8 protein-coding genes, 4 pseudogenes and 1 other annotated feature are annotated in these 12,244 nt (G+C 54.0%); of the genes and pseudogenes, 1 reads left to right on the forward strand and 11 read right to left on the reverse strand.

The features are described from left to right. From CPT76_RS37350 to CPT76_RS13570, 9 genes and pseudogenes are all read right to left on the reverse strand, one after another. A partial coding sequence (locus tag CPT76_RS37350; protein ID WP_219845421.1) for a polysaccharide deacetylase family protein occupies nucleotides 1-1,116 on the reverse strand: 1,116 nt, incomplete at its 3' end. Beyond that, complete coding sequence (locus CPT76_RS13530; RefSeq protein WP_105443286.1) at nucleotides 1,106-1,474, reverse strand: hypothetical protein; 369 nt, start codon at nucleotides 1,472-1,474, stop codon at nucleotides 1,106-1,108. The genes CPT76_RS13530 and CPT76_RS37350, both read right to left, overlap by 11 nt. Beyond that, nucleotides 1,471-3,387: a glycosyltransferase family 2 protein gene (locus CPT76_RS13535; protein ID WP_105443287.1), complete on the reverse strand. Its 1,917-nt coding sequence runs from the start codon at nucleotides 3,385-3,387 to the stop codon at nucleotides 1,471-1,473. Before CPT76_RS13535 ends, CPT76_RS13530 begins: the two co-directional genes overlap by 4 nt. Before the next feature lie 9 nt (nucleotides 3,388-3,396). Continuing rightward, nucleotides 3,397-4,719 carry a nucleotide sugar dehydrogenase gene (locus CPT76_RS13540; protein ID WP_258168393.1) on the reverse strand — a complete coding sequence of 441 codons (1,323 nt, stop codon included), beginning with the start codon at nucleotides 4,717-4,719 and terminating at the stop codon, nucleotides 3,397-3,399. A gap of 13 nt (nucleotides 4,720-4,732) precedes the next feature. Further along, nucleotides 4,733-5,556, reverse strand: a pseudogene (locus CPT76_RS42080) (polysaccharide deacetylase family protein). Further along, nucleotides 5,523-6,209 (reverse strand): polysaccharide deacetylase family protein, encoded by a 687-nt coding sequence (locus CPT76_RS39615; RefSeq protein WP_258168397.1) that lies wholly within the window; start codon nucleotides 6,207-6,209, stop codon nucleotides 5,523-5,525. Before CPT76_RS39615 ends, CPT76_RS42080 begins: the two are co-directional and overlap by 34 nt. A gap of 475 nt (nucleotides 6,210-6,684) precedes the next feature. Continuing rightward, nucleotides 6,685-7,506, reverse strand: a pseudogene (locus CPT76_RS13555) (thiamine pyrophosphate-dependent enzyme); the annotation flags it as partial. After that, nucleotides 7,506-8,123, reverse strand: a pseudogene (locus CPT76_RS13560) (glutamate--tRNA ligase family protein); the annotation flags it as partial. The pseudogenes CPT76_RS13560 and CPT76_RS13555, both read right to left, overlap by 1 nt. 124 nt (nucleotides 8,124-8,247) lie before the next feature. After that, nucleotides 8,248-8,511 (reverse strand) — a binding site (T-box leader). Between the two features lie 85 nt (nucleotides 8,512-8,596). After that, the gene (locus tag CPT76_RS13570; protein ID WP_105443291.1) at nucleotides 8,597-9,679 is read right to left on the reverse strand and encodes a glycoside hydrolase family 172 protein; all 1,083 of its coding nucleotides are present in this window, start codon (nucleotides 9,677-9,679) and stop codon (nucleotides 8,597-8,599) included. Nucleotides 9,680-9,881: 202 nt separating this feature from the next. On the opposite strand from CPT76_RS13570, the gene CPT76_RS13575 reads away from it, so the two are divergent. Next, entirely contained in the window at nucleotides 9,882-10,784 is a 903-nt protein-coding gene (locus CPT76_RS13575) for a helix-turn-helix transcriptional regulator (RefSeq protein ID WP_105443292.1), read from the forward strand. 34 nt (nucleotides 10,785-10,818) lie between these two features. Here CPT76_RS13575 and CPT76_RS13580 read toward each other — a convergent pair whose 3' ends face one another. Both CPT76_RS13580 and CPT76_RS37355 read right to left on the reverse strand, forming a co-directional pair. Further along, entirely contained in the window at nucleotides 10,819-11,892 is a 1,074-nt protein-coding gene (locus CPT76_RS13580; protein ID WP_181152834.1) for a glycosyl hydrolase family 18 protein, read from the reverse strand. 49 nt (nucleotides 11,893-11,941) lie between these two features. Further along, nucleotides 11,942-12,244: pseudogene (locus CPT76_RS37355) on the reverse strand (polysaccharide deacetylase); the annotation flags it as partial.

Consider the following 12,244-nt stretch of genomic DNA (forward strand, 5'->3'; position numbering starts at 1 on the left):
CATTTGAATCTGCCGGGTACTTTTGATGTTGACGGGATATTCATCCTCGTCATCCGTATTGGCGCCGGCCTGCGCTTCTTCTGCGGAATATACCGTTGCCTTGTCAAAGGCGAGGTCCTCCGAAGACCACTTGACCGGATCCAGCTTTTGTGAACCCAAGGCAGTCACAGAGGATCCAGACAGCTTCTGCTCCACCTGGATTTTGTTGCGGTCCAGCGTGACGCGTACGTACTGCTGACCATCTCCACGGTCCCTCAAGTAAAAAGACTGCTTGCCGACCACGTTGCCGGAAACCTTCGCGCTTAAGGTGAAATCCTCAGGCGCCTGTTCTCCTTGATCCAGCAAAAGCTTGCCTTCCCCGGCAGGCGGTGACGTCAGAACGATCCGGTTATCCTTGAATTCGACGGCGCCTCCAGCCTGCTTCCACTGCCCCGATTGCTTCTCGTCCCCGGTCACGTACGTCATTTGCTGGCCGCTGTCCTTGCCGATTTTCATCAAAAGATGGTTGGTTGACCAGTAGGGCTCAGGCTGGACGCGGGTCAGGTTGTACACATCCTGTGACGGCCCGTTGAACGCATTGCCCTCCAGGTTAAAATGCATCTGGAACAGAGAACGGATATTGCGGTCATTTACATCCGTCACAAGCGGGTTCATGCTCCCGTACATCGCGTTGGCATGCATGATCATATAGACGCCGGGCACAAAGCCGAGTTTGTCAGTATAGACCGTGTCCATCAGCTGATAATCCTTGCTGATCCGCGCCTGCATCGTATCCCGGTCCTCGAGCGGAATCATATTTTCATCGCGGATAAAATCCATAAGGTAGTGATTATAATGCTCGATGTCCTCTTTGCTGTCCAGCTTGTTTTCGTCCTTGACGCCGATGTAGCCGCCGTTTTTATCGAAAATATTGATGTAGGTCAAACGGTACCCGTTGGTCCCCATTTCCCAATACCCGCTTTTCATCATGCTGCGGAGTTCCTTGGGCTGCACGAATTTATGATCCCCGTTCCCCATCTTGTTGGCATAGGTGAGGAAGGTCGCCTTATCATTGTATCTCTCCAGCAAAGGCTGGGCATAAAGACTGGAGTCGTTGCGCCCGTCCTCAAAGGACAAAAAACAGCGCCTTGTCCGGCAGCGCCTTCCCCTTTTGATAGAAATCGAGGATGTCCTTCTGTGACACCGTGACATAACCTTGATCATGGAGGGTTTGTAGCTGGGCTTTGAGCTGGGCTTTATCGATCAGAAGCGGTGTTCCGGTTCGGCTGACCCCAAAATAAGACAGCGCGACAAACCCGCTTCGATTATGCCACGTCGACTTGTCCGGTTCGGCGTAGCGGTCGGTTCTTGCGACGGCTTGGTAGATCAGAAAGATGACCATGATCACCAGGAAGAGCTGGATCCAGGTTTTGATCCACTTCCGCCGGTTTTTGCGCTTCACATCAAGCGCTTCGCTGCGTTTTCCTTTTTTCATCCTGCATCCTCATTTAAATTCCGCGGTTCCGCCGGGTTACAGCGGCACTTCCGTCTTCGTATTTTTTCGGTTTTTCTTGCGGCCTTTTTATTTCTCGCCTCGACGTCCTGCGGCGTTTCCCTTGTCCCCCAGGTTGATTTCCAGAAGGTGAACCAGGCGACCGGCATTTGCCAGAGCAGCACCATTTCGTAGAAAAAGCAAAAGACGAAGCCGAATACCCACAGCTTGCTTTTACGGAACAATAGATGGGCCAGACTCATCAGCAGGGACATCAGCAGAAGCCCCATCAAGAAGGTTCCCGGAAACACATGGTGGAAAATGGGCATATACAGCAGGTTGTAGAGCACAATCAGCGGCGCTGCGATCGGAACGATGACACCGATGTAGAAAAAGAGGGCCATAAACGGTTCCTTGCGCCAAATAAATCCGGCCGCCCTAAGGGATTCCCGCAGCCAGGAACGCTTCCAGCGCATCTGCTGCTTCAGGAAGACATTCATCTCCGAAGGAACGATCGTAGAGCAAATCGCTTTATCCTGGTACGCCGTCCGGTGTGTCTTCAGGATAAAGTTGGTCATGCTGCGGTCGTCGCCGAACGTAGCGGGCTGTCCCAGAAACTTCTGGTTGAGCCAGGCGTCCGCATGCTTCAGCACAAGCCTCTTTTTATAACAGGATAACGGCCCGGACAGGCAGGTGACGCTGTCAAACCAGGACTCGGCCGCTTTCATAATACGGAACGCGATATAATAGCGCACGGTCTGGAGCTTCGTAATGGAGTTGGTATACTTGTTCTCCACGTCCGTCCGCCCGGCAACCCCGCCCATACGCTGATCTTGGAAGGGCTGCACCAAGTGCTTGATGGCGAGCGGATCGAGGAAGCTGTCCGAATCCACGAACACGACCAGATCATGCTTTGCCATCCGTACCCCTTGCACCAAGGCTTCCCGTTTCCCTCCGTTCTCAGGGAGGATATGCATCCGAAGCCGCTCTTTGGTTTGAAAGCGGTCGGCTTCCTGATGAAGCAGGTCGATCGTTTTTTGAATCTGCTCCGCGGAACTATCGGTAGAGCGGTCATCAACGACGATGACCTCCAGCTTGTCCACCGGGTAATCCTGATTGATGCAGCTGATAATCGTCCGATGGATCCACTTCTCTTCATTAAAGCACGGAATAATGATCGATACGCCCGGCGTAAAATCCGGATTGACCGGCACATCACGATATAGAGACCCGAACAAGTATCTCGTCAACAGAAATGCCGCGGCGATAAGGCTGTATAAATACAGCAGGAAATTGTACTTAAAATAAATGATGCTCTCCGCCCGAAGCAGCAGCACAAAAACGGCGGCAAGCAGCAGCAGGCCGCTGGCCGTATACACGGAGTACCCCCAGCGTTTGCGCTGAAAATATTCATGCAGCGGGTTGGTGAACTCAAAAGCCGCCATCGAAACGGCCTCTCTGCCGGTTCCGCGCTCAAAGGTCCGTACGACGACTCCTTCGATATCCACTTTGGATTCAAAGCCTTCCGGCATCGTGCCTGCCGGAATTTCAAAGTGCATGGACACTTTGCTTCCCGGCTGGATGTGGTCCGTCGTGAAGGGCAGCTCGAGCAGGAGGCCCGTTGAAGATACATCGACAGCCTTCGTTTTCAGTTTTCTCCGGTTCTTTCCTTTGCCCCAAGTCAGAAGCACGGGAAAATCCGCCTCGTAACGCAGGCTGAACTTCCGCATCCGTTCCAAATAATCCGAACTGAACTGGTCCGCATCGTTATCCCGCAAGCCTCTCCGGTCGACTGAACGGCGAATTTGTTCCGGGTCAGGAACGTTCGATAAGATCCGCCGATCCGAACGGGGTAAGGTCAGAACCTCATCGGTTTGTTTTTTCTTTCGTCTGAACACGGTTCTTATTTCTCCCATCTGCTCTCGTTACAGCCGCCAATAAATGTAACCCTGACGCTCGAACTCTGCTTTGTCATATATTCCCTTAACGTCCAGCAAGATCTTTACCGAGTCCTTTCTGAACATCCGATCCAAATCCGCATAGCCCATGCCCGCAAAGCAATGATGCGGGACGGCGGTGACCAGCACATGCAGGTCCTGAAGCTCTTCGACCCGGGACAGCTCCAGACCGTATTCGGCATAAGCCGCTTTCGGGTCTACCAGCGGGTCAACGATCCGGGGTTCAATACCGTAATCCTGAAGCTCTTTGATGATATCCACCACTTTGGAATTCCGGATATCGGCGCAGTCCTCCTTGTATGCCAAGCCGAGAACGGCGACCTTCACGTCGCGCAGGTCCAGCCGCTGCCGGACGAGCAGCTTGATCAGCTGCTCCGCGACAAATTTGCCCATCCCGTCGTTGATATGCCGTGCCGCCAGAATGATCCGTGAACGGATGCCGGTATCCTCCGCCTTGTACGTCAAGTAGTACGGATCGATTCCAATACAGTGCCCGCCAACCAAACCGGGAACGAAGTTCAGGAAATTCCACTTTGTCCCTGCGGCGCGCAGTACTTCCCGGGTGTCGATGCCCATCTGGTGGAACAGCATGGACAGTTCGTTCATAAAGGCGATGTTAATGTCCCGCTGGGCATTTTCAATAACCTTTGCCGCTTCGGCCACCTTGATGCTTTCCGCCCGGTATACGCCGGCATCGATGATCTGTTCGTACATGCCGGCAATGATCCCGAGCGATTCCTCATCCATTCCCGACACGATCTTGACGATATTGTCGAGCCGGTGAACCTCATCTCCTGGATTGATCCGCTCCGGCGAATATCCTACTTTAAAATCGGTTCCGCAGCGCAGGCCTGACTCCGCCTCCAGGATCGGAACGCAAATCTCTTCGGTGACGCCAGGGTACACGGTCGATTCATAAACTACAACCGCACCTTGGCGCAATCTCCTGCCGACCATGCGGCTCGCTTCTTCCACAAACCGTAAATCCGGCACGTTACCTCTCTGCACCGGGGTCGGTACGGCAATCACATAAAACATGGCTTCGCCAATCCGGTCCGCGTCGGAGTTATATTCCAATCCCGCAGACGCTGGGTCTGCGTCATCCACGGACGTCTGCGCGTCAGAAGAAGCTTCCTCCTGCAGCCGGCTTACCTTGTCCGGGTTGACGTCAAAACCGATCACCCGCATCTTTTTCGAGAACGCTTGTGCCAGGGGAAGGCCTACATACCCGAGTCCAATGACCGCGACCGTGCTGTATGCATACAGCACTTCTTTAGTTGGTGTTGACATATTCCATCTCCATCTATCTTTCATTACCTGACGGATTCCCATCATCAGAAATCCAGTCGGACAGTTTCACGAACGTGTATCCTTGTTTCCGCAAGTTTTGTATAATGCCCGGCAGCGCCTCCGCCGTGTGGGTATCGTCCAGCGAATGCAGCAAAATAATTCCGCCGCTGTGGCTTTGCTGGATGACCGAGTTCACGATCTGCGAAGCGGTGCGCTCCCGATTCCAATCATTCGGATCGATATCGAAATCGACAATATTCCGGTAACCGGCCGCCGCGATAATCCGGGCTGTGCGGTCGTCAATATCGCCGGTCGGCGGCCGGAACAGCATGGCCGGCTGCTGCTGGATCGCATCCGTAATGATGCGGTGCGCCTTGACCACTTCATCCTGCAGCTGCTTGACGCTGAGCTTGGTCAGGACCGGATGGCTGTAAGTATGATTTCCGACATCATGCCCTGCTTGCGCGATCGCCCGCGCCAGGTTCGGATTTTTCTCAACCCCGTCCGCACGCAAAAAAACGTACCCTTCACGTGGTACTGATCCAAAATGTCGAGCAGCTTCGTGATCGTTTCATCCGTGCCCCAGTCGTCAAAGGTAAGGGCAATTTCCTTCTTGGCGGTCTTGTGGCTGAACACGAGATTGTAATCCGCTTTGGTGTAATCCGCGTTATACTTCGCAGCCTGATACCCTTGAACCGTGTCGGCCCGTTTACGTACGCCGCCTGTGGCGACCAGCTTGTCTAAAGTAACGAAATGATAACCGGCTGCTGAAGCTTCCGCAGCGATCAGGTCCACCGATTCATTCAAAGTCCGGTTCTCCGCCAGGTCAATCGCCACGATCCCACCGCGGTTGATGTATTTCCGGATATAGTTCTTTTTTGCTGAGGGGTCTCCGCCTTCCAATTATGTAAAAACAGACTGTAGGATATGACCGCCTGCTGCCCGCTCTGTGCCGCAGCCAGCCGGATATCCTCGCTGATCGCTCCCGTTTGCGTTCGGACGAACTTCGGAGTGACCCCCGTTTGTTTGCGGATGACATCGTCGGCCAAATGGATTTCCTTGTAGATCTGTCCGTAGTCCATCCGGCTCATATCGACCGCATTCAGCGTATTGTTCTCGATCTCATGTCCCCGGGACAAAATTTGCCGGGCGATGTCCGGTTCCTCCGCGACCCGCATCCCCGGCAAAAAGAAGGTTGCTTTTATGCCTAAGGCATCCAGCTGATCAAGAAGCTTGTCCATCGTTTGGGCGTCTGCCATCCCGTTAAACGTTAAGGCAAGGTTCCGGCTGGTCGTGTATGCCAGAGAAACGGCTTGACTCATCTCACCGGTATAACACTGGACCGGCTTGTCAGCCTCAGCTGCTTTCGTGCCGCCGTCCGTATCGTCTCCCCCCATCCAAGAGCATCCTGACAGCATGTTTATTGCCAGAACCGCGAGCACCAGCCATCCGGCCGGTTTTCTGGGCGAGAAGTCTTTCATCACTTTCATAGATATCTCCTTTGACACACTCTTAAGTCCTACCAAAAGAATAACGTGTAAAGCCTATTCAACAAATGACAAAAAGATGTCAATTTTTCGACATTCATACTTTAATCCCAGGTCCCGGGCTGGATCGATTCGGACTGCCGGCATCTTCTCCATCGCGGAAATCCTTTGGAATTCTCCGACTTTCGCTGCTCCAGCAGCAGTTTAACCCCTCTGATCAAATAACGGTAACGCAATTCGTCTTCATGACTAAACTTACGCATTTCTGTAAAATAACGGTCGAACATCCTAATAACCACTCCATTTATCTATGTGTATAGTACTAGGTTACTAGATTCAACTGTACAAATTCTGAACATGCCCATAGACCCGGTCAAAATCAGCGATTTTCAGTCATCTTACCGGAATGGATACATACACAAAAAAAGTGCTGCTGGAAAGTTCATCAAGAACCTTCCTGCAGCACTGTTCCCATGCTTTATTTCTGCCCTTTTTTCGCCTGCTCCTCCATGTAATTGCGCATCCGCTTCATATATTCCGGCGCATCCATCGGGTCGGCGGCGATCATTTCAATGATGCAAAGCTTTCCGGCCCGCTCCTGATCCGCCTGAGCGAACGCCTGCTCGAGTTCCCCGTTTGTCCGCACCGTCGCCGTAAACGCCTCTCCGCCGAAGGCTTCGGCCAGCTTCGTGTACGACCAGCGCGGAATCTGGTTGTAGTGCTGATTCTCCGTCTTCACGTTCAAGTATTTTTCGATGGTGTATCCGTCATTATTCAGAACGAAAATGATCGGCTTGCAGCCGTAATACAGCATCGAGCTGATCTCCTGCGCAGTCAGCTGCAGCGAGCCGTCCCCCGTAAACAGCAGCACCCTGCGGTCCGGGGCGGCAATGCAGGCACCATAGGCTGACGGTGTGGCATAGCCGATCGACTGCCAACCTCCCTGTGTAATATACGTGACGTTCCGGGGCAGCCGAACATAAGCCATGCCGTTATAGAACGTTCCCGTCTCGGCGACGACGATGTCGCCTTCCTTCAGCATGCGCTGAATCCTTGGATAATAAGTCGAGGCGAGCAGCGGCGCTTCGGGTTCACCCGTAATTTGATCGTACGGAAACGCCCCCTTGCCGGCGGCGCCGCTGCCCTTATAACCGATCTTTTGCAGCTCAAGCAGCATGTCGGCAGCCAGCACATTCGGGAATTCAGCCCCTCCCACCTTAACCATCTTAGGTTGAATATCGACGGTAACAAGCGGATTCAATTTGGCGGTGTACGTGCCCGTATTGCTGTCCGCCCACACTCGATGGCATCCTGGATCGGATGGGCAAAATCATACATCGGATATATACACCACTCACTCCTTGTCCGGTAATGCTCGGCATGGATGATGCGGTACAAGGCCGGGTCCCTCAAGTTGATGTTGGGCGAGGACATGTCGATTTTGGCCCGCAGCACCTTGGCACCGTCCGGGAACCGGCCTTCCTTCATTTGATGGAACAGGGATAGATTGTCCTCCACAGACCGCTCGCGATAAGGACTGTTTCTTCCAGGCTCCGTGAGCGTTCCGCGGTATTCCGTCATTTCCTCCGCCGACAAATCGCAGACATAAGCCTTTCCTTTACGGATGAGCTTCAAAGCCGCTTCGAAGATCTCTTCCGAATAATCCGAGCCAAAGTACACCGGCAGGTCCAGACCAAGCCACCGGACATCCTCCCGGATCGCCTCCACGTATTTCATGTCTTCCTTCAGTGGATTCGTATCGTCAAAGCGCAGATTCATCTTCCCGTGAAATGCTTCGGCAATGGCTGCGTTCACGTGAATTGCATAGGCGCTTCCGATGTGTAAATAGCCGTTCGGCTCCGGCGGAAACCGGGTCGCGATCGGTCTAGAGTACGTTTCGTTCTCCACATCCTCCATCACGGTTTTCGTTAGAAAATCCACGGCTTCTTCTTTCCTTACTTTTCCTTCCATAAACTGTCCCCTCCTGCTCTTATATCAATCAAAAAGAAACAAAAAAATCCCGCCTCCAAGACGCTGACGTCTTGGGGACGAGATTGTATTTCGCGGTGCCACCCCGGTTCGCGGATCTATCGCTACATCCGCCTCTTCGGGTACGGCATGGACGCATGCTTATACCCTAGCTCTGTAACAGGAGCTCCTGTCGCACCATCCGAAGGAATGAGGATCCCTCTTCCGATGCGCCGCTCGGAGGCTTGCTTCAATGACGGGCGGCCTGCTCCTTCACAGCTGCCGGAGCTCTCTGCAAGGCTGCCCGTTCATCTACTCTTCTCTTCACCGCGTTTTCGTTCCGATTTGATTTTGACCATATTAACATCATTTTCGGCCAATGTAAACCGCATTATGCATGCTTTAACCGGAAAGGGTGGAGATTAAATAACCTCCAGGCCATCGTTATCCGGCAGCGGCGGATGCGGGGTGTGCGGCTCGGACTGATACCAGAAAGCGACGGAGGCGATATCGTCCTGCAGCGGCAAATAACGGCCGCCGGAACGCCAACCGAGCGCCTGGATCGTTACCTTCAAGTCCTGTTCAAACCGGATCGGGTCCATCACATGCCAGCGGTACATCCCGAATCGCTGCTGACTCCGGTACAGGCCGTCCGGTCTGATTTGCTGGTGAAAGCCCAAATAGGCAGTGGAAAACGCACCGTACTGTCCTTGTGGATGCTCAAAATTCCAGGCGCCGCCAAAATAGTCTTCGGTCCCGGTGCCGCAAATCGTCGGGAAATCGCGGTCGCCGTCCATATAGAACTTGATCTCGCCTTCTCCCCACCACCCCGTGTTGTTCACCTGCCAGGCGATGTACGTGCCGACGTACTGCCCCCTCCCCTTCACGCCATCCAGAAGCACATGGTCCTGCTTATACGGCAAGGGGTTGCTCCGGCGCCATTGGGCGTGAAAATAGGCCGCATCCTCCGGCACCTCGGTCAGCGTATAGGTGAACTGGTAATACAGTACGACGGGTTTGTCCATCCGGTTCTCCACCGTAACCCGGGCTTTCTTGCGAAACGGCATCACCCAATAGCTGTTCATCCCGCCGGCGGGATTGACCGCCACAGGCAGGGAGTTGACATTGCTCCGCTCGCACCATCCGTTGCAGAAGAAGTCGCCGACAGGCACTTCTACGGAAGGCTCCGGCTCATCATCCCAATAAAAGCGCAGAATCATATGACGCCAGCTGTCCGGAAAGCAGGTCAGCCAAATATGCTGAATGGCCCCGGGTCCGTCGATTTCTGCGGCGGTAAACACCTCACCCGGTTTGATCTCCACCGATGGCGATATTTTCCATCCCTGACCCAAATCCCGGCCGGCATTCGCTCCGGTTCCCAGGGTGGCCATGCCGCCTTTTCCTTTAGCTCCCGTCACATTTTCCGCGCTGATCGATCTCGTCTGTGCAGAGGACATCCGGAATAGATTGCCGAGGCCCATGTTCAGCCCGTTAAAAGGTTCCATGCTCATCTCTCCTGTCATTGGTCAAATCGGATTTGCATTAAAGCGGTTACAAGTCATTCTACAGGCGTTTCCCCTCTTTATCGATGTTGGGACTTGTTATTTGTTATCCATTCTTGCTATTGTCAGAATAAAGAACCGCCGAGCCGCTGAAAGAGCGGAAACCCGGATAAGGGACCATTAAAGGAGGGAGCTGTCAAAGCGTATGGACCGGCAACAGCTGCTGCAAGCCTTGTCCCCCTACGTGCGAAGGGCGTGGCATCACAAAGTTGACCGTATGAAACTGGCGCCGCGGATCATTTTTGATTACGAACTGCTGTATGTTGAACAAGGCGAGCTCGATATCCGGATTGGCGGGGATTCACTGACTGTGTTTCCAGGCGACCTGCTGCTGTTCAAGCCCGGTATTGAGCATGAATTTGTCCGTTCCAGGGGACCCTGCTGGATGCCCCATATCCATTTCGACGCCCTGTATTATGAAGACTACGAGGAGGTACCGATCAACTTCAAGCTGCGGGCGGAATGCAGCCAACAAGAGCTTTCGTGGCTCCGGCCGGATTGGCTGGGTTCCGTGCTGGAAATCCCCCATCTGATCCGGGTACAGAACCATGCGGAAATTCATCAGGAGCTGATGCGGCTCATCTACGCCTACGAGCGCCGGGATGCCGAATTTCCGCTGCTTCAGAAATCGCTCGTGCTGGATATTCTGTATTTGGTCATCAAGGGCCTGAAGGCTGCCGGACATGGCCGGCTCTCGCTGCATCAGGCCGCGATGGATCGGGCGGTGACCCACATTATGGAGCATTACGATACCATCATCCGGCTGGAGGACTTGTCCAAAACGGCCTGCTTGAGCCTGTATCACTTCTCGCGCGTATTCAAGCAGACGTATGACGTGTCCCCGCACCAATTCCAGATCCGGTACCGGATGGAGCGGGCCAAGGAGCTGATGATGTACAGCCGGTTATCCCTGTCCGCGATCGCCGAGCAGGTTGGCTACAGCAGCATTTACGCTTTCAGCAAAGCGTTTAAGTCCGCCTGCGGCATCTCTCCGAAAAAATATATGAGCACCCATGCCTCCATGGGTGCTCCGGAAATCCATCATTAAGCCGCTGACGCGTAAACGCGCAGCGGCCTTTTATTTACATTGCCGTTGTGGCAGCTTGAACCAGCTTATCCAAAGTGCCGCTTCCGAGTTCTCCCAGCCTCCATACGGCCACATGGCTAATCCCGGCTTGGCGCAGCGTGTCAATCCAGGAAGTCAGAGTTGAACCGTCCGCATACCACACCGTATGTTTTACGTTCTTATCATCGGTGTACTGATAGTGCAGACTTCCGCTGGCCGCGTCCCGCTTGAGCTCCGAGCCGTTCGTGTACCGTATCTTTACGGCCTGCTGTTCGGTAATGGCAGTCACTTGATCCCCATGCCAGTCAAAGCCACCGGCCGCAATCGCGATCGTCTTCACCCCCGGAACGGCTGTCATCCGCTTGGCCAGCTTTTTCAGAAAAGCTTTGTCCGCTTTGGGTCCCGGACCGCTGTGCGTACCGTACAAATTGTAGGCCATCATCACATATTCAGGCCCTTCGGGCAGCTTCAGCGTTTCGACGGGAGCCCTTGACTCCAGCACGATGCGGAGCGATTTCCCCTTGGCATGCATTCGCTCATACAATTCGCGGTAAAAAGCGGTCATATAACCCCAGTCCTTGTCCGGGATGCGCTCATAATCGATCTCCACCCCTTGAAACGAGTATTGATCGAGCAGGGCCTCAATCTCGGCGATATGCTTCTCCCGCGCTTCCTTCGTGGATACCAACCGCGAGACCAGCTCCGAGTCTTTGGGGGACTCGCTGCCGTCCCGCCGCACGATATCGTTAACAAGGGTCAAGTTCAGCTCGCCGATGCCAGCAGCCTCCGCCGTTTCCCGGATTTGCGGCAGCGCTTCTTGGAACGCCTTCGTAAAATAGGGCTGATCCGATTCGTCAAAATAGGCGGCAAACGCCTGAACACGGCTCAGAGCCTTGCCCAGCTCCCCTGCATCCGTAAGCCCCGACTCCCACTGCCAATCCACCACCCATGCGGTGAGGTTCACAGGAGTTCTGGCCGGCGGAGCCGCCGCTTGCATCGCCGGCTGCCTCATCCACATGCTGAAACCGACCCCTACGGCGACGATGACAAGCACCAAAGTCATCCATCCGGATTGAGCCACTTGCTTCATACCCATCTTCTCATTACACCGCCATTTCGCCTTTGAAGTTGCTCTTTCGTCAGAACGTATCGATAGCCCAATCGATCGTCGCGTCCATGGCATGCTCAATCTGCGCCGCTACTTTTTTCCAGCCGAGCAGCTTATTCGTATACCACACCGAGGTTTTTCCATCCGCCGCATTTTCCGTAGTCACCGTGACATCCTCAAAGATTCCGTCATAGATATCGTCCTTGGTGTTTTGCGGACTATAGGCTGATCCCAGTCCAACGGCACCGCCCTTCAGCGAAGGATCGACCGAGGCTTGGAGAACGGGCTGCCCGTCCACGATGACCTCCAGCCGATTTCCCGACACCTTCATTTG

The sequence above is a fragment of the Paenibacillus sp. AR247 genome (genome assembly GCF_002968895.1).
Lineage (GTDB): Bacteria > Bacillota > Bacilli > Paenibacillales > Paenibacillaceae > Paenibacillus_AQ > Paenibacillus_AQ favisporus.

Bases quoted from the DNA above. Each gene is read 5' to 3' on its own strand.
- CPT76_RS13580 (WP_181152834.1), bottom strand. From the start codon at position 11,892: ATGAAGCAAGTGGCTCAATCCGGATGGATGACTTTGGTGCTTGTCATC.
- CPT76_RS39615 (WP_258168397.1), bottom strand. From the start codon at position 6,209: ATGAAAGTGATGAAAGACTTCTCGCCCAGAAAACCGGCCGGATGGCTG.
- CPT76_RS13570 (WP_105443291.1), bottom strand. From the start codon at position 9,679: ATGGAACCTTTTAACGGGCTGAACATGGGCCTCGGCAATCTATTCCGG.
- CPT76_RS13575 (WP_105443292.1), top strand. From the start codon at position 9,882: ATGGACCGGCAACAGCTGCTGCAAGCCTTGTCCCCCTACGTGCGAAGG.
- CPT76_RS13535 (WP_105443287.1), bottom strand. From the start codon at position 3,387: ATGGGAGAAATAAGAACCGTGTTCAGACGAAAGAAAAAACAAACCGAT.
- CPT76_RS13530 (WP_105443286.1), bottom strand. From the start codon at position 1,474: ATGAAAAAAGGAAAACGCAGCGAAGCGCTTGATGTGAAGCGCAAAAAC.
- CPT76_RS13540 (WP_258168393.1), bottom strand. From the start codon at position 4,719: ATGTCAACACCAACTAAAGAAGTGCTGTATGCATACAGCACGGTCGCG.